Below are 15,987 nucleotides of genomic sequence, written 5' to 3'. Positions count from 1 at the left end.
GGCGTTCGCCGGCGCGAGCCCACCGTTATCCCAACCACTACCCATGGCAGACAGAGTCCTTTTCCAAGACACCGACGACCTGAGCGAACAGAACCTGACCGAGCAGCGGGCGCTCTCGAACCTGACCGACTACGTCGAGCGGGGGCTGGGATTCAGCGCCGACTACCAGGCCAACACGCTGGACATCGGCAGTGGCCACGCTATCGTCCGCGACGGGATGCAGGCCTACGATGTCTTCCCCGACGCCCGATCGGGGCTGGGGCTGGCCTCGACGACCGGCCTCAACTACGTCTATCTGGCTATCCAGCCGGGCACTGACGACGACGTCCGCTACGAAATCGAGAGTTCGCAGACACCGCCGTCGGACCCGAGCCTGCTGGTCGGGACCGTCGACGCCGGCGCGGACACGTCGACGACGTCGAACCGGGCGCCCGATGGGGAGTTCCAAGAGGTGAGTGCCAAAAACCTATCCAACATAAAATTAGTTGGTCCAAACGGATACGACTCTCTGCAAGCGGCGCACGATGCACTACCAGCTGGCGGTGGCAAAATCCTCCTCACAAAATCCATCTCGGAGACGGATGTCGTCTTTACCAAAAAGGTCCATCTAGAGGGGGTTCAGGCCCAGACAGATCCGTTCGATAGTGGCGACGACGACGGGCCGTTTATCAGCACCAGTGGCGGTGATGGCATATGGTTTAAACGCGCCGGAACGCTGCGAGACGTAACGATTGTCGGATCCGGTGGCACTGGCACAGAATACTGCCTACGACTGGGGGAGTCGGGCGTTGTGAATATCAGCATGACAGTTGATAACGTGGCCGTTTGGAACGCCAGTGGGGACAACGTACAGGTCCGCGGCGGGTGCCAGCAATGGCATCTTAATTTCAATGAAATAACGAGTGCTGGGAACGACAATTTCGTTGTGCAGACAGACCTCGGCGAATCGGACTATTTCAACGGTAATCGATGCGTGCTCCGACACACGTCCCAAGCTGGTCGGGACGGCATCCGGATAGAAGGACCGGCGAACGGCAACAGTTTCTTCCACGTGAGCGAATCCAACGGAGAAGTTGGTTTCCGGGCCGTTAACGGATACAGCTTCGAGGGGAACCAATTGATGGGCTACGGGGCCGAAGCCAACGGGACGGTGGGGTATGACTTCTCTGGGGTCGACGACACGTCCCGAGGTAACACACTTAATGTGTTCTTCGGCCAATCTAATTCTGACCCATACAACAAGCCGATATTCAACACGCTGAACATCGCAAGGCTCTCGGAGGGTGTCTGGCCAACAACTACCGTCCGAGTGCGCAAAGGGACCCCCCAAAACATCACTACGGGTGGCCCCAACACAGTCTCGTTCCCGTCCGCACTCCGCGACAATCTCGGAGAATGGGACGAGACGAACAATCAGTTTGTCCCGGAGAAGACCTCTGACTATCAAATCACCTTCAACGTCATGTTGGAGGCGTCGGCCGATCAAAACCAAGTTGATGTGCGGTTCATTGACGATGGCGCCGTCCAAAGCGAATGGCTTTGGATTCTGAACGGTGCCGCGTTCCAGTCTCGTTCGTTCACGGATACCCTGCGCATCCCGTCAGGTACGCCCCTACAAATTGAGATGGAACCTGTTCAGGCCGATGATACTATCAGTGGCAATGGCTTGCGGACAAACCTTTCCATCAATGACGCTAGATGATGACTGATATCACCGATTAGAAGCACCAATCCGGTAAATTTTTCAATCTATATTTAAAGAGATACAGGCAGATGGCAGTTCAATCATGGCTTGACCACTTCTCCGAAAACACACGCGAGGTATATGCTGTCCTCGGCATTCTTATTATAGGCTCGGCCACATATATCCGTGATCTCGGAAGCTTTTCTCTCATTGGCTGGGACGAATCATTATACGCGCTTGTAGTCCGGTCTATCGTCGAAAATGGGCACTGGATTGCTCCGCGTTTACAATTCCTGCACCGGGGGCCGATTGTGACCGAGCCGTTCATGGAGAAGCCGCCATTCGTTTTCTGGGTTCAGGCGGTCTCAGTCACCGTGCTGGGTGATTCTGAGTTTGCGCTCCGACTCCCATCTGCGCTCGCGACCATCGCGACCGCGATAGTGATCTACTGGTTCCTTCGCAGGTACTCCGTTGGCGCCGGCCTGTTCGGTGCAGTCTCGTTTCTCACGATGCCATACGTGTTTGCAGGGTTCAACGCTGGCCGCACCGGCAGCACCGATGCCCTGTTCGTATTCTTCGGGACGCTCGCGCTGTGCACTCTCTGGGTAGCCACCGCGGACGACAGACGCGACATCTTCTATGTCGGGGCCGGGGCGACCGTATTGATGCTCTTATCGAAGGGGTTTGCCGCCGGCGTATTCGCCATCATCGCCCTCCCAGTCCTCGCAGTCCGCTGGAAGTGGCTGTGGAAAAACCGGGTCCCAGCTGCCACGGCGACGGTGGTTGCTACTGTAGCCGTGCTCGCATGGCCGACAGTCATGTACATGAGGTATGGCGACCCGTTCATCAATATCATTTTTATCAACCATGTCGTTGAGCGAGCGGCGAGTTACTCGACATTCCCGTTCGTGCAGGCCTTCCCAGCGTTTACCGACCCGTGGCTATTTGTCGTTCCAGCCGCGGTCGTCGCCCGGTTCCGCTCTCAGATGGAGCGTCTGCTCGTGTTTAGTGTCTGGTGGGTTGTTGCAGTGCTGGCCTTCTTCTCCCTGACTGCTGGCGGCCCATGGTATATTGCGCCCGCGTTTCCTGGCTTGGCAGTGGCAGTCGGCATCATCCTCGACGATGCCGTTTCAAGAACGCCACGGCGAGCAGTTGCGGTCCTTATCTGTCTCGGACTGGGACTGCTGATTTCACCTCGGCTGCCCATACAGCTCGTGCCCGTGGTTACGAACGGATTGAGGTCGCCACCAAGCGGGCTTCGATATCTTCTGGGGATTGGTGTGTTCTCTGTCGTGGTTGGGTTCGGGCTCGTTCGTCAACTCGACCTTTGGCCGGAGAACATCGACTGGACGAAATCTCAACTTATTGGATTGGTGCTTGCTGGGTTACTGCTGTCGGCACCGGTGGCGATATCTGGCTCTTGGGCGGTGAATGAGGGGAATCTTGGGAAATCTGCACACGAGCACACATCGCCTGATGCGACGGTATATCTGGCTGACGGTGTAATCCAGAACCATCCGCCTAACTGGTACGGGTTCTCGTATTACTCGGAGCGGTCAATTAGCCGCGTTCCTCTCAGTGATGTCAAGTCTGGGATGGTTATCGTCGTTCCCGAATCACGGCTGAATGAGTTGCAGTGTGAGTACACTGTACTAGACCAACAGCCCATTGCCGGCGCTGAGTTTGCTCTCCTCGAAATAGATTGTTCTACACGGCAACCATCCTGATTGCGAACTGCTCGACCAGGCTCAACAGACCGACGACACAGAGCGCAAGCAGACGCTCCGCGAGGATGCCCAAGGTGAGTTTGACAGCTGCGCGATCGTCGACGAGCATATCAACATCGAGGTCGTCTGACCCCGGTCGCTCCATCGCTCCTTGGTTCGCGATTTACCCATAACTAACCGCAATACCCCTTCTTAGCCGTATATTCGGAGGATAAGGTATTTACAACATCCGGCAGTAAGTAGTGACATGTCCGTTAGAAACTGGGTAATCGCCTTCATGATAATGGCTGTAGTATTTGGTGGCTTCATCGCAGCGGATATCCTAACTGGGTACGTCGACGCACAGTTGAGTGTAGTCATTCCCGTGGCGAGTGACACGATTGGGAATGTCATCGCGCCCGTGCTTGGGCGGTAACCTACAACCTCGCTCCAGTGTTGGATAGAGACTCGAAAGAACTCCCCGAACTACAGTTCGTACTGCAGAAGCGAACCGACAGCGTCAGCTATCGCCGACGTCGAACTCGACGGCGACCATCCCGTGCCCGTCGCGAACGAGGACCGGGCTTAGGACGTCGATGGGGTAATGATCGTCGTCCCACGCCGACAGCGAGCCGGGGATGTCAGCCAACGGGTTGCGTGTCAGCGCCGCCGGGTCGACGAGGACCGCCCCGCCGACCGGGACCGCCGGCGAGGTCGCGGTAGGGTACTCCCGCAGCGTCGCCGGGTCGTCGAGATAGACGAGTTTGTCCGCGAGCTCGTCGAGCACCTTCTGTGTGGTCTCGGGGTGGAGGACCCACTGGGTGTCATCGCCGCCGAAGCCAGCGTCCGCGAGCGCCTTGCGCGCGTCGTCGAGGACGTCGATGACGTGGCCGTCCTGCGAGAGCGTCGTCTCCGCAGCGCGCCAGAGCTGCTCGAACAGCTCTCGCCCGACAGCCGCCAGCCAGTCATCGCCACGGCGGATTTCGAGGGTCTCGAGCACGGGTGCGGTATGCGTGTTGGCCGTGCCGAAGTAGTGGCTGGGTAGGCCGACGTCGTCGGTGAAGTCCCCAACCCACGTCTGGGACAGCCGGTCGGCGAGGTGGTCGGGGCCGTCAGCCTTCATCCAGCATCGCCTCCTTCGCCTGCTGGATGCGCTGGAACTTGTCCCGGTCACCGTCGTCGTTGTCAGGATGGGCGTTAGCCGATAGCCGGCGGGCGACCGCCTCGACGACGTCGTCGGGCGCGTCCGGTGCGACACCAAGAACGACATGGGGCTCCTGCGTCGACGAGGGCCCGCCGGACCCGTCGCCGACCGCGATGGCCTCTTCGTTCCCGCTGGGGAGCTGGGCCGTCGCGACGGTCGACTGGCCGGTCGCGATACCACACCGCTCTGCGAGGCGCATCCGCTTGACGTACAGCGCGATGGCGCGGGCGTTCTCGCGCTGGGTCTCCCACCGGTCGCAGGCGTAGGCCAGCTCGTCCTCGGCGGGCTTGTCCTCGTGGCGGAAGCGGACCACGACGCCGACATCGTCGGGCTTGTCGTGCTGGTGGGGGATGTTCGGCCGGTCGACGTAGTGCTGGCTGGCCGTCTCGATATCGACGCTGGTCGCACCCCAGCGTTCGAGCTCGTCGACGACACTCTCGAAAGACTCCTTGCGCGTCGGCGAGAGGTCGCCCGGGTACGGCTCGCGGTCGTTGGGGTCAGTGCGGTCGTACCCGGCGGGCCAGTCCAGCTGGCGGACTTGGTCACTCGGCATCGGTGACCTCCTGTGGATTTGCCTCGTGGCAACCGGGGTCGATTCGCTGCTTCTCGACCACCGCGGGCTCGACGCTTCTGACGAACGCTTTTCGGAACTTGTCCTCCTCCTCGCAAGCCGCGCAGTGCAGGTTCGCGACGTACTCTGTCGAATCTGCCTCGTGGCGAATTTCCAGTCTGAACAGCGTGGATGCCTTGCAGCTACGACACTTTAGCACAATCAGCCCGTACTCGGACGTGACGTCACTCATCGCTGGCCTCCCGTGGGTCCGCGACGAACCGGTAGAGGCCCCGGTAGGGCTTCTCGACCCATCCGGCACCGAGCAGCCCGTCCATTTCGCGGCTGACGTACTGCTTGCGCAGCCCCGAGTCCTCGGAGAACCGCTTGACGGTGGCGTAGCCCCAGGGCTCGCCGTCCGAACGGCCGTCCTTCAGAACGTCCAGTAGCTGCTCTTGCCGGTCCGACGGCTCAAAATCCTCGTTTACCATGTCGGATTTGTGTACTCGTTGTTCCATCCCTTTTATGATACAACACACGGGACAATAACAGTTACGACAGTATTAGTATTGGCTGTTACAACGTAACAACTAAGTACCCCCGGAGTGTACTATGAAGTAGAGACGCCGGGTGCCACAGAAAGTGGCCGACTGCGACAACAGTCGACCGGTGTCTCGGGATGCGAGACAATGCAAGCTATCAGCCGCACCGGACTTAACTCGTCCGGCACGACCGCGACGCTCGCCCACGACCTGGGCGACGATATCGAATCAGCGACCCTCGGCACGGACGCCGAAGGCTACGACCACCACTACTGGCTCGGCGCCGACTGCGTTGTCGTCTACGACAGCGAGGGTGTCGACCACGTCGAGCACCTCGACGGCCGCGTCCTCGACGACTGGGTCAGCTACGTCGCCCAAGAGCGTGGCTGGGACACCATCGGGCAGCTGGCCGACCTGCTCGTCGAGGCCGACCGCCGACGCAAGGGGGGACTCTGATGGTCGACGAACAGAAGGTCCGGAGCGAGGCCACCACCATCGCCGCCGGCGCCCGCAGAACGCGCGACCTCACCGACCGCGAGTCGGAGTGTCTGCGTGACCTCCTCGCCGGCGACGAAGCGTTCGCCCTGCTCGTGACGGCCCAACAGAACGCGGTCCTCGTCGACACCAACGACCACGACATCGGCGAGGTCGTCGAACAGTTAGCAGTTGATGCAGCCGGCGCCGCGGCCGATGCCATCGACCGTATCATCGACGAACGGGTCGGCGACGCGAAGGACATCGTCGTGTTCGCCGACGAGGTCGACGCGCTGTCGTGGGCTGTGGCCATCGACCCGTACCAGTCCGGGTTCAGGACGGTCACCGACCTACAGCGGGCGACGCGGCCGGAGCTGGTCAACGCTGGAATGGCCCCGAAGCTGGTCGACCGCGTGAAAGATGACGTGGGCGACTTCGTGGAGGGCCAAGCATGACGGTTGACGGCCGCATCCGCGCCGGCGACGTCGCCATCGACCTCGTCGAGCGCGGCAAGGTCCTAGTCGTCGAGAAGGCCGCCCACTCTGTCGCGGCTCACCAGCAGGCCGAGAGTTACGACATTCAGACGTACAAGAGCCATCCGTTGCTGGACATCAGCGACGACGAGGCTGTCTGGACCTGCGTCTATCTGCCGGACAAGCCCACGACCGAGTTTTCCGGGGGCTACGACTTCCCCGAATCGCGGCTGGCTCGTCTCCCCGTTGAGGAGGCTCGCGAGTCGTTCCGCCGGCCGCAGGAACGGCAGGTGGTGTCGATGCTTGAGACGCTGTTCGCCCAAGCGCTAGACGACCACGCTTGGGAAGAGGTCACCACTGTGGCCGAGCGGTGCCTGCCCAGCGACCTCGTCGACGAAGCCCGCGAGCTCGCCGACGTCGAGCGGACCATCGGGGGCGATGAGTGATGGCGGTCTCGACCGACGCCGACGTCGAGGCCATCGCCCAGCTGGACGGGCGGGACGTCGCCGCCCTGACCGAGCCGATGGACGTCTACGCTGACGACCCCGAGACGACCGACGACCAGGTGGCTGTCTACAACCACGGCCAGCGGTACATCGTCACGCCACACGTGCCCTGCTGTGACTGCCCGGACATGATTCACCGGCGACCGGCGCGTGGCTGTAAGCATATCAGACGATATCGCTTCGCGACCGGCCAGCGGACCATCCCCGCCGGCGTGGACCGCAGTGCGCTTGACGATGGACTGGGGGCCGACCGATGACGGACCGCATCGTCGTCTCCCGGCAGCCAGTGGACGGGCTCGCCCGGCGCGACATCTACGAGCCTCGCGACGACGGTCGCTGGCGCTACGAAGAGCAGCGCTACAACGGGTGCAAGTGGGTCCACGTCGGCTCGGACGTCGTCGACGACGTCGCTATCGAGGGCGCGGAGGTGCTACAGGCGTGAGACTTATCGGCATCCCGCTGCCGAAGACCTCGTCGGTGCTGGTCGTCTCCTACAGTCGTGGCAGTGGCCTGGGGTGGGAGGTCGTATGAGACCCGACGCCCGCTCGTTTTCGGACCCGGACACTGAGTTCGAGATTATCAGAGAAATCCAGTCCGTCGGTCGCGGGGGCTGTACGGCACTCCGCCCGACTGGCGAGGTGCGGTGTCTCGGCCAGTGTGCCGACGGCGGAGTCTGCGGTCGCGTCGCCGCCGCGCCCGAGTATATCCCCCACCGCGAGGGGTGTGACCAAGCCGACGTCGTCAGCGAGTTCTACGCCGGGACGCACTGATTTGCGGTTTTAGATTTGCCATTCGGCCGCATTCGTCTCGCCGCCCGTATCGAGTTCTATCACGACGGCGACATCGGCATCAGTATACGCCGATTCGAGCGAAAACGCTTCCCACCCCGTCGCCTCTTCGCCGGGTAAAATATAGTCGCCGTCGGTATTTTCGACGAGCGCGCTGTTCCAAGACGCGTACTCTGAACCATCTGCGGTGAAACTATCGCTTAAATATAGAGTCTGCCGGTTGCTGTCGTTGTACCGCAGATATGTGAGGTCGCTCCGGGGCCAAGGGGCGACACGGCGTTCGTTTGCGCCGTTTCGGACTCGTAATTTTGCCATCAAAATAGTGGTTCCATCTGTCGCAGCGTGATTTGACCCCTGCACTTCGCCATCGATTTCGGCTACTGTCTGGGTATCTTGCACCGCCGCTTCCATTCCCGAGCGCGTCACGGAGTCGCCAACTTCCGCAGACCCGCTACCGCCACACCCGGCCAGTCCCAGCGCTGCCGTCGTCGCGATGCCAGTCAGATACCCTCGTCGGTCCATACAGCTACCTGACTTGTCCGGGGAGATAACGGTTGGGCCAACTCCGTGTTGGTTAACTACGGCGCGAGTGTTGGTTAACCACTGATATCGGAAACCGTTGTGGAAGTGTTGCACAACGATATCGCCCACGTGCCTGCCGGCACTTTCACTTCCGGCGCGGTGGCTTGCGGGCGCTTCGGAAGCCTCCGAAACGGCCCTCCAAGACGTATATGGAGATGGCCTGATAGGACAAGTGTGGCCCGAGATAGTCTACCCGCCGACCGGATCAAGCGTACTGGCGTCGAGGGCGCCGGCCGCCGGCTGATGTCAGACCTTGTCGACTTCGTCGGGTGGGAACTCATCGACGTCATCGGGGTGCGGGAGATTGGAAGCATCCAGCTCCTCGTTGAGGTAAGCAACGCCTTCGTCGGTGATGCCGTAGAGGCCGCGGGTGATACGGTAGAGCAACCCCGCCTTGACAAGCTTGCCAGCCCGGCGGCTGGCGTGGTCGGACGAGGTCCCGCCGAACTCGTCGATAGCACGGGGTGTCAGGTTTCCGTGCTCTTTCACGAGCTCAAGAATTCGGTCATCGACCGCTACCATCCAGTCCGCGGGCTCTCGCATGTTCTCGTTCATGAGTGGGGGTACAGCGCTCATATCTCCACCGATGCCTGTGAGTTGGACAGCTATGCTTATTAGTATACCGTCAATACTGTGCTCTAGCAATGTATCCCCGTTATCTGGCTCAAGAGTCCTGAGTTAAAGTTATTAGGCTTCCGCTATAATGGTGTAAGTGACCCGCCCTTTCGGGCTCTGAGTAAGGGCCCGACGTGCTGATGACACGCCGGGGTGGGTCGCCTCGACTACGAGGTTTCAGCGACCATGAGTAGAATAAAACACGAGGCTCTTAAAAGTGAGCCCACCCACGATAGTACAGTCCGCCGTACGAGCGGCGATGATTCTCCCGAGCCGACTGGTTCTCAGAAAGCAGACTCGCGTGATACCGCGAGCCCATCGCAGAGGACTTCGGTAGGGGCGCGTCCCTCCACCAGTACCGACGGACGCGACGAGGATAACGCTGACGACGACACGGTCCTCGTGTGTCCGGAGTGTGACCAAGCGGGCATCAAATCCCGCTCGGTCAACGGCATGCGCGGCCGGCCAGCGTCCGGGCAGTACGCCTGCCGGCGCTGCGGGACGACGTTCGACGAGCCCGTCGAGCGCGAGCGCCGTGGCCACAATTCACCCGGCCGGGGGCTCGCCGGCAAGCTCGACCGGATGGACCCCGACGACGTCGGCCAGCCGATGACCGACGGATCGGGCCACGAGTGCGACGCCTGCGGGGAGACCTTCCGGACGCTGACGAAGCTCCGACTCCACGAGAAGGACGACTGTCCGATGCGCGCCACCTTCGGTGCCATAGACACCGACGCCGAAGACGCGGGCGAGCAGGCTGCGGCTGGGCTACTGCAGTGCCGTCAGTGCGGGCAGGTCAACCCCAACGCCGATTTCGACCACTCGACAAGCTTCGACGGCGACGATTTCCACCTCATCGTGGGATTCCAGTGTCGCCAGTGCGCCTTCGAGAACGAAAACCGAGTGGTGCTGGAGGATGTCGACCCGGACAGTCTGGGCGACCTTCCCGAGCACCTCCAGCCTGACGAGGAGATCGCGACCGACGGCGGCCTCGACGTCGGCCTCCAGATAGCCAGCCGACTGCGTGACCTCGCCGACGAGGTCGAGGTCCACGGGCTGGAGGGGGGCGACATCGTCGTCGACGGCGACGAGGCGACTATCGTCGAGACGGTGGCTCTAGAGACTGGGGGTGACCGGTGATGCAGGACTGTTCCAACTGCAGCGAGGAGTTGGGCTACGACGCCGGGTTCGACGACCCACCCAAGGGCGAGGGCCACATCGCTGCCGTGTTCAACCCCGAGGACGGGCCGAGCTACGTCTGCAGCGAGACGCGCTACTACTGTTCGGCGGAGTGTCTCCTCGACGATGCGGACAACCACCCGTTTGGGGGTGGGCTGTGATGGCGTCGCCGTACTTCGAGGGCGTCCAAGAGCGCGCAGCCCAGCACCTGTGCGAGGAGTACGACGAAGCTCGGCGCAACGAGCCCACGGGCCCCGACACCGACGTGACCATCGTCACGGACCGGTGCGGCCACACGCTGACGTTTGCCGACGCTATCGAGGTCGTCCAGTTCGCCAACGCCGAGGTCGCCGTCGTCGAGGGTGCCGAATGGCTGCAGAGCGACACCGCGGTCGACGTCACGGAGGTGCGCTGATGGCGTCCTGTACGAAGTGCGGGGCAGCCTGCCAGGGCCAGATGTGCCGAGGCTGCGAGCGCACCGAGCACCAGGAGGACTACTACGGCGTCCCCGAGGACAACTTCGAGGACGACGAGGACGAGTCGAAGATAGACGAGCTGAACGATGGTCTGCTGGAGGCCTTTGCCGCCGGGTTTTCACAGGCCGTCGAGACGTTCGACATCGACGCCGACTTCGATACGAGCGTTTCTGCGCTGAAGGACAACGACGCGCTCGCTGAGCACCACTGGTACTACTGGGACGGTCGGTCGAAACCGTTGGAGTACTGGCTTCGTGCAGAGTTCGGCACTAGCCCGCTGACGCGCAAGCAACGCGAGACGTTGCAGGTCGCCGCCCGGAAGGGATACTTCGACGTACCCCGGCGCTGCAGTCTTGACGATCTCGCCGACCACTTCGACCGGTCTGGTCAAGCCATCAGCGAACGGCTGCGCCGCGCATCCGAGGCGCTCGTGACTGACCAACTGGTCGCGGCCGGGGAGGGTGATGCGTGATGCCGACGCTCAGCGTCGACGAGCGCGAGGAACGCATCGCCGCCGACGACGGCGACCGCGAGGACACCGTCCTGCAGGTCATCAACAACGGCCGCCAGTCCTGCTATCACGACCCCGACGCCGACTGCGCCCACCTGGCCCAAGCGACCGAGACCCGCGAGCGCACTCGTGGGTGGTGTCACGACCACGGGTTCGCGCCGTGCAAGCGGTGCGTGCTCGGGACCGCGGTGTCCGGCGGCCAAGAGTCGCTGGGGACCAAACTCCTCAACGGCGATGTCGGCGTCGACCACGATTTCGCGTGGGACCAGGACGGTGGTGAGGCATGAGCGCGGAGAAGGTCCAGGAGCGACTGGACGACGCCGTCGAGCTGGCCATCGTCACCGTCACCGACGCCGACCTCGACGAGGTGCTGGTCAAGCTGGAGCGTGCGAAGGCGCGTATCGAGACCGTGCAGAACTCGCGGGGTGGTGCGTGATGCCCGAGCGAACCGACCTCACCGCCCACGGCGAGGTCACCTACGCGACCGTCGAGTGTACCTCCTGTGGCAACGAGGTGCTCGACACCGAGGCAAAGCACGTCTTTGTCGGTGACTACGGTGGAGAGATCACGCGAAGCTACCGGGACTACGACCGTGTCAAGCTCAAAGACTACAGTCACGGCAGGCTGTGTCCGCACTGCGTCGACGAGGGTCCGGCACGGCTCCCACCGCTCCCGAACGCAGTCGAATCGTGGTGGAGCGGGCTCAGTAACGACGAGAAGGTCTTCGGGTTCTTACTGGGCATGTTCACCCTTGGAATGGGCGTAGTTTTCGGCGGTGCGCTGGTATGAACCCACTCCACGAGGCCGACGACGCCCGCGAGCTCGCGCCCGACGACGTCGTCGGGAACGCCCTCTGCGATGCGCTGCTCGACAACCCGGACCCCGCAGTCATCCGCGTGCTCAACGCCCACGGCGAGTGGGCCCGAGCGGCACCCTCCGTGCAGGACTACTGCCGGACGCTGGAGCAGGTGCCCTCCATAGTCGCGCGCTGGCCGGCGGACAGCCACGGCACCGACGTGTTCGTGTACGTGCGCGACGGGTCGCTTTATCGGTACAATGCGCCGACTGACGAGGTGCTCACCGCGCCGAAGCGGACGACTGCGACTGGAGTCCGCAGCGTTGTCGACGCTCGCGGCCGGCCCGAGCTGCTCCCGCGTGAGGACACCGTCGTCGGTGGTGATGTCGATGAGTAGCGCCCAAGCCACTGACCGGCTGACCTGCCAGACCGTCGGGTGTGACACCCACTGCCCGGAGTTGGGCGACGGGAGTGTCCAGCGCGACGGGAAGATGCGATGCGCCGGATGCTGGGACCACTACCGCCAGCACGGCGAGTGGCCCGGCGAGAGTCGAACGCTGGGAACCTACGACGTCCGAGACTACAGCACGCTGACGCTGGTCATCGGGAGTGAGGTTACGGACTACCTCGCCGCTGACGGGGCCGACCGCCTCCACATCCGGGAGCGCCAAGGCCGATACGAACTCGTTGGCGGCGATAGTGACGAATGGCCTGACTACGCAATTTCGCGAACGACCCAGCTGGGCAAGCCCGCTGTCGACCTGTTGGGACTGGCTGCCGGCGACGAGGTGCAAGCCCGCACCGACGGCGGCGTGGTCGTCCTCGACCCGATCGGGGACGCCGCGGACGACAGCCACCGCGTCGGCGACCCCATCGACGAGGACGACGTCCAGGAGGAGGCCGACGGTGATCCGGACGAGTCCGACGGCGACGACGAACTGCCGGTCGGGCTGACTGCCGACGATGTGCGCGAGGCTGTCGAGACGGCCGACGGTACCCAGAAGACCGGGCACAGCTACCTCGGCGATGTCGCGAAGGCGCTCAACGTCCGGCCGGCACGAGCACGTGTGTTCTGTCACGCCGTCGGCGTCTACGACGAAGTCACTGACGCCAGCGGTCCGAAGGGGGGTGACGACTGATGATTGCTGGCACGCTGTTCGTTCTAGACGACACCGCCGACGAACCGCTGGAGACGTGGTTCCGGAACGGCCGACTCCCCGCGCTGGATGTTCATGCCCACCAACAGACGTTCGGCGATGGCACCGTCCAGTCGGGTGAGGCTGCCGCCAGCATCGTCAAGGAGGTCGACGTCCCCGAGGTCGCGACGGTCGCGAACAAGGACACGAAGTCCCTCATCACGGAGCGCCGCGAGCAGAATGAGAAGATGCACATCGACTGGGTCGCCGACGTCACCGGGACCGGCATCATCCTAGCCTCCTCGGTCGAAGGGACCGAGTTCGGTGACTTCCCGGTCGGGCTGTTCTACAGCCGCACCGGACAGGAGCCCCGAGCCCAGTACATCGACGTCGAGGGTCTGCACACTCACTGGGACGACGCCGACGAGCTCGACACCACGTGGCTCAACGCCGCGGAGGATATCGACGGCGAGGGGTCAAGCATCGACTACCACGACAACGCCCGGAGCAGCGAGCCCGCGACCATCGGTCTCGGGTTCGGCCGGTTCTGGGACGGCACGGTCATGCGGGGCGTCGTCTACCAGAGCGGCTACGTCGCCCTGTACAACTGCGATGTGGCGAGCAACGCCGTCCAGTTCGTCGCGGAGGAGATACTGCCCCACTGCTACGAAGACGAGGACGAGCTCGGGAGCGGTGGCGACTCTGACTCGTGCGTTCGGTGTGGTCGCGATACCGACACCAACGACGACGGTCACTGCATCGTCTGCGAGGATAAGCTCGAAGAGGAGGCCGAGGAGGACGACTCCCAGACCACCATCGAGGACCTCGATACGGTCACCGAGACCGGGGGTGAGTCCGATGGCGAGTGACGAGCCGACCAACCGAGAGATGCCGTCCGGCGACGCACTCGCCGGCGGCCTCCTTGAAGACACGGTCGACCTCGTCACCGAGTCCCGCGACAGCCACGGCGACGCGGTCGAGAATCAGGAACACATCGCCCATGCGTGGGCGTGGTACCTGCGCGGCCACGGTCTCATCGGCCCCGAAGCCGAGCTGACCGGCGCCGACGTCGCCCGGATGATGCAACTGGTCAAACTCTCGCGAGGAGCTGTCGGGGAGTACGACGTTGACCACGACCGCGACGTCGCCGGCTACGCCGGAATCGCGGCTGCGTGTGAGACCGTCGACGGTAACGCCGACGTCGAGGAGGTGATGCCCGATGGCGAGTGAGGGTAACACCTACGACGTCGTCGACCGCCGCACCCACGACTGGGAGCTCGGCCTCGGATGTGTTCTGTACGACCCCCGTCTCGATACTGGCCGTAAGCTCTGGCACGTCACCAAGCGCCTGACCGACCACGACGGCGACGACCACCTGTACGAGCTATCGGACGGCACCCACACCGAGCGGCAGTTCTTTCACCACGAGGACGTTATCCGGATGTTCGTCCCGGCGGGGTGGTGCTGGCCCGTCGGCGAGAAGCCGCTGTACCATCTCACCCGCGAGTGTGGCGCCGACGACCCGGCAGACCTTATGACCGACGGTGGCATCGACGTCCCAACCTGCGACACCGTCGGGTGCAGCACTGAGTGCATCAGCCTCGAGGACGGCTGGGAACAGATCGACGGCACGCTCCGCTGTGCCGACTGCTGGGAGGAGTGGGAACAGACTGGCAGCTGGCCCGACGAGGAGGGTGACGCCTGATGGTCGACGGCACGAAGTACGACAGCGTCCTCGACGCGCTGAAAATCACCAAGACCGAGTTCGACTCCGAACTGTCGGGGATGGCGCTGGAGTGGACCAAAGACGACGACACCCGCTTCGACGCGTCGACGGGCGACCTTCGCAACTGGGCCCGCGAGTACCTCGATGGACACGAGTGGTTCGAGTCCTTCGACGGCGCGACGCTCGGAGCCATCGTCGAGTTCGCCGATGTCGACCCGCAGGCGCTGACGCGATGGCACTGCCAGGGCGACGCCGCCGCAGCGCTGGAGACGATGGCTGAGGAGGCCATCATCGAGCAGTTCGTTGCCGAGGTTCAGGCGAGTCAGGAGCAGGTTCTTTCGGGTGGTGACCAGTGATGGCGACGACGTCGTGGGACGACCTGCCGCCGGTCACCACCCACGCGGTCCGCCGGTGGGCCGAGCGCACACCCGAGGACAGTACCGTCCTGGAGCTCGCCTGGATGCACGCCCAGCGCGTCGACGCCGGCGCGCCGTTCCAGGGCGGCGAGGTGCGCTACCACCGAGCCAGTCAGACGTTGCTCGTCGAGCACGGCAACGTCATCGCGACTGTCTATGCCGTTGGCGAGCTGGAGAGTGAGGAGTATCACGCCGTCAAACACGCGCTACCCCCGGAGGTCCGGCGATGAGTGCCGAGGCACAAGCGACGCTGGCCGAGTTCGTCAGCGAGCCAGCGCCGGATTTCGACGCCTCCGGCCTTTGCGTTACAACGCCCCGGTTCCGACTCAGAAACAAGTCGCGGGCACAGGCCCGCGAGTGGTACTGGAACGAGTACGACCGCGATAGCTACGAGTGTCCGACCTGTGGCGGCGATGGTCCGTTCGACGTGCACCATCGCGACGGCGACCCGCTCAACAACCACCCACTGAACCTGGTGGCCATCTGCTGGCTCTGTCACAAGTCCGAGCACCGGCGCAGACGAGCCGTTCAGCGCGTGCAGGACTGGAAGGACGATTACAGCGACATCATCGAGGTGGATGCATGATAGAAAAATCCAGCATTATACGGTTTAAGTCCAAGAA

At 63.0% G+C, this 15,987-nt stretch carries 30 protein-coding genes; 23 read left to right on the top strand and 7 right to left on the bottom strand.

Features of this window, described 5'->3' with window-relative positions; genetic code table 11:
- The first annotated feature begins 43 nt into the window (after positions 1-43).
- Positions 44-1,702 carry a hypothetical protein gene (locus NDI56_RS03925; protein ID WP_310918122.1) on the top strand — a complete coding sequence of 553 codons (1,659 nt, stop codon included), beginning with the start codon at positions 44-46 and terminating at the stop codon, positions 1,700-1,702.
- A gap of 71 nt (positions 1,703-1,773) precedes the next feature.
- Positions 1,774-3,411: an ArnT family glycosyltransferase gene (locus tag NDI56_RS03920; protein WP_310918121.1), complete on the top strand. Its 1,638-nt coding sequence runs from the start codon at positions 1,774-1,776 to the stop codon at positions 3,409-3,411.
- Here the strand turns inward: NDI56_RS03920 and NDI56_RS03915 are convergent.
- The 5 genes from NDI56_RS03915 to NDI56_RS03895 all read right to left on the bottom strand — a co-directional run bounded on the left by NDI56_RS03915 (position 3,392) and on the right by NDI56_RS03895 (position 5,635).
- Entirely contained in the window at positions 3,392-3,556 is a 165-nt protein-coding gene (locus NDI56_RS03915; RefSeq protein ID WP_310918120.1) for a hypothetical protein, read from the bottom strand. The two genes, NDI56_RS03920 and NDI56_RS03915, sit on opposite strands and share 20 nt — an antisense overlap.
- Before the next feature lie 354 nt (positions 3,557-3,910).
- Positions 3,911-4,513 carry a hypothetical protein gene (locus NDI56_RS03910; protein ID WP_310918119.1) on the bottom strand — a complete coding sequence of 201 codons (603 nt, stop codon included), beginning with the start codon at positions 4,511-4,513 and terminating at the stop codon, positions 3,911-3,913.
- Positions 4,503-5,147: a hypothetical protein gene (locus NDI56_RS03905; protein ID WP_310918118.1), complete on the bottom strand. Its 645-nt coding sequence runs from the start codon at positions 5,145-5,147 to the stop codon at positions 4,503-4,505. Before NDI56_RS03905 ends, NDI56_RS03910 begins: the two co-directional genes overlap by 11 nt.
- Positions 5,137-5,397: a hypothetical protein gene (locus NDI56_RS03900; protein ID WP_310918117.1), complete on the bottom strand. Its 261-nt coding sequence runs from the start codon at positions 5,395-5,397 to the stop codon at positions 5,137-5,139. The genes NDI56_RS03905 and NDI56_RS03900 overlap by 11 nt, the downstream gene beginning before the upstream one ends.
- Complete coding sequence (locus NDI56_RS03895; RefSeq protein WP_310918116.1) at positions 5,390-5,635, bottom strand: MarR family transcriptional regulator; 246 nt, start codon at positions 5,633-5,635, stop codon at positions 5,390-5,392. The genes NDI56_RS03900 and NDI56_RS03895 overlap by 8 nt, the downstream gene beginning before the upstream one ends.
- Positions 5,636-5,833: 198 nt before the next feature.
- On the opposite strand from NDI56_RS03895, the gene NDI56_RS03890 reads away from it, so the two are divergent.
- From NDI56_RS03890 to NDI56_RS03865, 6 genes are all read left to right on the top strand, one after another.
- Complete coding sequence (locus NDI56_RS03890; RefSeq protein WP_310918115.1) at positions 5,834-6,142, top strand: hypothetical protein; 309 nt, start codon at positions 5,834-5,836, stop codon at positions 6,140-6,142.
- Entirely contained in the window at positions 6,142-6,615 is a 474-nt protein-coding gene (locus NDI56_RS03885; protein WP_310918114.1) for a hypothetical protein, read from the top strand. Before NDI56_RS03890 ends, NDI56_RS03885 begins: the two co-directional genes overlap by 1 nt.
- Positions 6,612-7,079 (top strand): hypothetical protein, encoded by a 468-nt coding sequence (locus NDI56_RS03880; RefSeq protein WP_310918113.1) that lies wholly within the window; start codon positions 6,612-6,614, stop codon positions 7,077-7,079. The genes NDI56_RS03885 and NDI56_RS03880 overlap by 4 nt, the downstream gene beginning before the upstream one ends.
- On the top strand, positions 7,079-7,396 hold the full coding sequence (locus NDI56_RS03875; RefSeq protein WP_310918112.1) for a hypothetical protein: 318 nt from the start codon (positions 7,079-7,081) through the stop codon (positions 7,394-7,396). The genes NDI56_RS03880 and NDI56_RS03875 overlap by 1 nt, the downstream gene beginning before the upstream one ends.
- Complete coding sequence (locus tag NDI56_RS03870) at positions 7,393-7,581, top strand: hypothetical protein (RefSeq protein WP_310918111.1); 189 nt, start codon at positions 7,393-7,395, stop codon at positions 7,579-7,581. The genes NDI56_RS03875 and NDI56_RS03870 overlap by 4 nt, the downstream gene beginning before the upstream one ends.
- An 85-nt stretch (positions 7,582-7,666) precedes the next feature.
- Entirely contained in the window at positions 7,667-7,909 is a 243-nt protein-coding gene (locus tag NDI56_RS03865) for a hypothetical protein (protein ID WP_310918110.1), read from the top strand.
- Between the two features lie 9 nt (positions 7,910-7,918).
- Here NDI56_RS03865 and NDI56_RS03860 read toward each other — a convergent pair whose 3' ends face one another.
- Both NDI56_RS03860 and NDI56_RS03855 read right to left on the bottom strand, forming a co-directional pair.
- Positions 7,919-8,449, bottom strand: coding sequence for a DUF4352 domain-containing protein (locus tag NDI56_RS03860; RefSeq protein ID WP_310918109.1), 531 nt, complete (start codon positions 8,447-8,449; stop codon positions 7,919-7,921).
- A 306-nt stretch (positions 8,450-8,755) separates the two neighbouring features.
- Entirely contained in the window at positions 8,756-9,085 is a 330-nt protein-coding gene (locus tag NDI56_RS03855; RefSeq protein ID WP_310918108.1) for a type IV toxin-antitoxin system AbiEi family antitoxin domain-containing protein, read from the bottom strand.
- A 492-nt stretch (positions 9,086-9,577) separates the two neighbouring features.
- Here NDI56_RS03855 and NDI56_RS03850 point away from each other — a divergent pair, with 492 nt between their 5' ends.
- From NDI56_RS03850 to NDI56_RS03780, 15 genes are read left to right on the top strand one after another with little or no spacing between them, the layout of a single operon-like run.
- Complete coding sequence (locus NDI56_RS03850; RefSeq protein WP_310918107.1) at positions 9,578-10,264, top strand: hypothetical protein; 687 nt, start codon at positions 9,578-9,580, stop codon at positions 10,262-10,264.
- Positions 10,264-10,464, top strand: a complete 201-nt coding sequence (locus NDI56_RS03845) for a hypothetical protein (protein WP_310918106.1) — start codon at positions 10,264-10,266, stop codon at positions 10,462-10,464. Before NDI56_RS03850 ends, NDI56_RS03845 begins: the two co-directional genes overlap by 1 nt.
- Positions 10,464-10,718: a hypothetical protein gene (locus tag NDI56_RS03840; protein ID WP_310918105.1), complete on the top strand. Its 255-nt coding sequence runs from the start codon at positions 10,464-10,466 to the stop codon at positions 10,716-10,718. Before NDI56_RS03845 ends, NDI56_RS03840 begins: the two co-directional genes overlap by 1 nt.
- On the top strand, positions 10,718-11,251 hold the full coding sequence (locus NDI56_RS03835; RefSeq protein ID WP_310918104.1) for a helix-turn-helix domain-containing protein: 534 nt from the start codon (positions 10,718-10,720) through the stop codon (positions 11,249-11,251). Before NDI56_RS03840 ends, NDI56_RS03835 begins: the two co-directional genes overlap by 1 nt.
- Complete coding sequence (locus NDI56_RS03830) at positions 11,251-11,577, top strand: hypothetical protein (RefSeq protein WP_310918103.1); 327 nt, start codon at positions 11,251-11,253, stop codon at positions 11,575-11,577. The genes NDI56_RS03835 and NDI56_RS03830 overlap by 1 nt, the downstream gene beginning before the upstream one ends.
- Positions 11,574-11,726, top strand: coding sequence for a hypothetical protein (locus NDI56_RS03825; protein WP_310918102.1), 153 nt, complete (start codon positions 11,574-11,576; stop codon positions 11,724-11,726). Before NDI56_RS03830 ends, NDI56_RS03825 begins: the two co-directional genes overlap by 4 nt.
- A complete protein-coding gene (locus tag NDI56_RS03820; protein ID WP_310918101.1) occupies positions 11,726-12,079 on the top strand; it encodes a hypothetical protein in 354 nt (117 codons plus the stop codon). Before NDI56_RS03825 ends, NDI56_RS03820 begins: the two co-directional genes overlap by 1 nt.
- Complete coding sequence (locus tag NDI56_RS03815) at positions 12,076-12,483, top strand: hypothetical protein (RefSeq protein ID WP_310918100.1); 408 nt, start codon at positions 12,076-12,078, stop codon at positions 12,481-12,483. The genes NDI56_RS03820 and NDI56_RS03815 overlap by 4 nt, the downstream gene beginning before the upstream one ends.
- Positions 12,476-13,225 carry a hypothetical protein gene (locus tag NDI56_RS03810; RefSeq protein WP_310918099.1) on the top strand — a complete coding sequence of 250 codons (750 nt, stop codon included), beginning with the start codon at positions 12,476-12,478 and terminating at the stop codon, positions 13,223-13,225. Before NDI56_RS03815 ends, NDI56_RS03810 begins: the two co-directional genes overlap by 8 nt.
- Positions 13,225-14,091 (top strand): hypothetical protein, encoded by an 867-nt coding sequence (locus NDI56_RS03805; RefSeq protein ID WP_310918098.1) that lies wholly within the window; start codon positions 13,225-13,227, stop codon positions 14,089-14,091. The genes NDI56_RS03810 and NDI56_RS03805 overlap by 1 nt, the downstream gene beginning before the upstream one ends.
- Positions 14,081-14,452, top strand: a complete 372-nt coding sequence (locus tag NDI56_RS03800; RefSeq protein WP_310918097.1) for a DUF6378 domain-containing protein — start codon at positions 14,081-14,083, stop codon at positions 14,450-14,452. Before NDI56_RS03805 ends, NDI56_RS03800 begins: the two co-directional genes overlap by 11 nt.
- The gene (locus NDI56_RS03795) at positions 14,442-14,927 is read left to right on the top strand and encodes a hypothetical protein (protein WP_310918096.1); all 486 of its coding nucleotides are present in this window, start codon (positions 14,442-14,444) and stop codon (positions 14,925-14,927) included. The genes NDI56_RS03800 and NDI56_RS03795 overlap by 11 nt, the downstream gene beginning before the upstream one ends.
- Positions 14,927-15,304, top strand: a complete 378-nt coding sequence (locus NDI56_RS03790) for a hypothetical protein (RefSeq protein WP_310918095.1) — start codon at positions 14,927-14,929, stop codon at positions 15,302-15,304. The genes NDI56_RS03795 and NDI56_RS03790 overlap by 1 nt, the downstream gene beginning before the upstream one ends.
- Complete coding sequence (locus tag NDI56_RS03785) at positions 15,304-15,594, top strand: hypothetical protein (RefSeq protein WP_310918094.1); 291 nt, start codon at positions 15,304-15,306, stop codon at positions 15,592-15,594. The genes NDI56_RS03790 and NDI56_RS03785 overlap by 1 nt, the downstream gene beginning before the upstream one ends.
- Entirely contained in the window at positions 15,591-15,950 is a 360-nt protein-coding gene (locus tag NDI56_RS03780; RefSeq protein WP_310918093.1) for an HNH endonuclease signature motif containing protein, read from the top strand. The genes NDI56_RS03785 and NDI56_RS03780 overlap by 4 nt, the downstream gene beginning before the upstream one ends.
- Positions 15,951-15,987 lie beyond the last annotated feature (37 nt).

The organism is Halomicroarcula saliterrae (assembly GCF_031624395.1).
Lineage (GTDB): Archaea > Halobacteriota > Halobacteria > Halobacteriales > Haloarculaceae > Haloarcula > Haloarcula saliterrae.
The sequence above is the reverse complement of the archived record's forward strand: the minus strand, read 5'-3'. Positions and strand labels throughout refer to the sequence as shown.

Excerpts from the sequence above, each read along its gene's own strand:
- NDI56_RS03780 (WP_310918093.1), top strand. The coding sequence starts at position 15,591 with ATGAGTGCCGAGGCACAAGCGACGCTGGCCGAGTTCGTCAGCGAGCCA.
- NDI56_RS03840 (WP_310918105.1), top strand. The coding sequence starts at position 10,464 with ATGGCGTCGCCGTACTTCGAGGGCGTCCAAGAGCGCGCAGCCCAGCAC.
- NDI56_RS03830 (WP_310918103.1), top strand. The coding sequence starts at position 11,251 with ATGCCGACGCTCAGCGTCGACGAGCGCGAGGAACGCATCGCCGCCGAC.
- NDI56_RS03820 (WP_310918101.1), top strand. The coding sequence starts at position 11,726 with ATGCCCGAGCGAACCGACCTCACCGCCCACGGCGAGGTCACCTACGCG.
- NDI56_RS03920 (WP_310918121.1), top strand. The coding sequence starts at position 1,774 with ATGGCAGTTCAATCATGGCTTGACCACTTCTCCGAAAACACACGCGAG.
- NDI56_RS03875 (WP_310918112.1), top strand. The coding sequence starts at position 7,079 with ATGGCGGTCTCGACCGACGCCGACGTCGAGGCCATCGCCCAGCTGGAC.
- NDI56_RS03910 (WP_310918119.1), bottom strand. The coding sequence starts at position 4,513 with ATGAAGGCTGACGGCCCCGACCACCTCGCCGACCGGCTGTCCCAGACG.
- NDI56_RS03890 (WP_310918115.1), top strand. The coding sequence starts at position 5,834 with ATGCAAGCTATCAGCCGCACCGGACTTAACTCGTCCGGCACGACCGCG.
- NDI56_RS03855 (WP_310918108.1), bottom strand. The coding sequence starts at position 9,085 with ATGAGCGCTGTACCCCCACTCATGAACGAGAACATGCGAGAGCCCGCG.
- NDI56_RS03865 (WP_310918110.1), top strand. The coding sequence starts at position 7,667 with ATGAGACCCGACGCCCGCTCGTTTTCGGACCCGGACACTGAGTTCGAG.
- NDI56_RS03795 (WP_310918096.1), top strand. The coding sequence starts at position 14,442 with ATGGCGAGTGAGGGTAACACCTACGACGTCGTCGACCGCCGCACCCAC.
- NDI56_RS03900 (WP_310918117.1), bottom strand. The coding sequence starts at position 5,397 with ATGAGTGACGTCACGTCCGAGTACGGGCTGATTGTGCTAAAGTGTCGT.
- NDI56_RS03845 (WP_310918106.1), top strand. The coding sequence starts at position 10,264 with ATGCAGGACTGTTCCAACTGCAGCGAGGAGTTGGGCTACGACGCCGGG.
- NDI56_RS03825 (WP_310918102.1), top strand. The coding sequence starts at position 11,574 with ATGAGCGCGGAGAAGGTCCAGGAGCGACTGGACGACGCCGTCGAGCTG.
- NDI56_RS03925 (WP_310918122.1), top strand. The coding sequence starts at position 44 with ATGGCAGACAGAGTCCTTTTCCAAGACACCGACGACCTGAGCGAACAG.
- NDI56_RS03885 (WP_310918114.1), top strand. The coding sequence starts at position 6,142 with ATGGTCGACGAACAGAAGGTCCGGAGCGAGGCCACCACCATCGCCGCC.
- NDI56_RS03905 (WP_310918118.1), bottom strand. The coding sequence starts at position 5,147 with ATGCCGAGTGACCAAGTCCGCCAGCTGGACTGGCCCGCCGGGTACGAC.
- NDI56_RS03860 (WP_310918109.1), bottom strand. The coding sequence starts at position 8,449 with ATGGACCGACGAGGGTATCTGACTGGCATCGCGACGACGGCAGCGCTG.
- NDI56_RS03835 (WP_310918104.1), top strand. The coding sequence starts at position 10,718 with ATGGCGTCCTGTACGAAGTGCGGGGCAGCCTGCCAGGGCCAGATGTGC.
- NDI56_RS03915 (WP_310918120.1), bottom strand. The coding sequence starts at position 3,556 with ATGGAGCGACCGGGGTCAGACGACCTCGATGTTGATATGCTCGTCGAC.
- NDI56_RS03870 (WP_310918111.1), top strand. The coding sequence starts at position 7,393 with ATGACGGACCGCATCGTCGTCTCCCGGCAGCCAGTGGACGGGCTCGCC.
- NDI56_RS03850 (WP_310918107.1), top strand. The coding sequence starts at position 9,578 with ATGCGCGGCCGGCCAGCGTCCGGGCAGTACGCCTGCCGGCGCTGCGGG.
- NDI56_RS03810 (WP_310918099.1), top strand. The coding sequence starts at position 12,476 with ATGAGTAGCGCCCAAGCCACTGACCGGCTGACCTGCCAGACCGTCGGG.
- NDI56_RS03895 (WP_310918116.1), bottom strand. The coding sequence starts at position 5,635 with ATGGTAAACGAGGATTTTGAGCCGTCGGACCGGCAAGAGCAGCTACTG.
- NDI56_RS03880 (WP_310918113.1), top strand. The coding sequence starts at position 6,612 with ATGACGGTTGACGGCCGCATCCGCGCCGGCGACGTCGCCATCGACCTC.
- NDI56_RS03805 (WP_310918098.1), top strand. The coding sequence starts at position 13,225 with ATGATTGCTGGCACGCTGTTCGTTCTAGACGACACCGCCGACGAACCG.
- NDI56_RS03790 (WP_310918095.1), top strand. The coding sequence starts at position 14,927 with ATGGTCGACGGCACGAAGTACGACAGCGTCCTCGACGCGCTGAAAATC.
- NDI56_RS03785 (WP_310918094.1), top strand. The coding sequence starts at position 15,304 with ATGGCGACGACGTCGTGGGACGACCTGCCGCCGGTCACCACCCACGCG.
- NDI56_RS03800 (WP_310918097.1), top strand. The coding sequence starts at position 14,081 with ATGGCGAGTGACGAGCCGACCAACCGAGAGATGCCGTCCGGCGACGCA.
- NDI56_RS03815 (WP_310918100.1), top strand. The coding sequence starts at position 12,076 with ATGAACCCACTCCACGAGGCCGACGACGCCCGCGAGCTCGCGCCCGAC.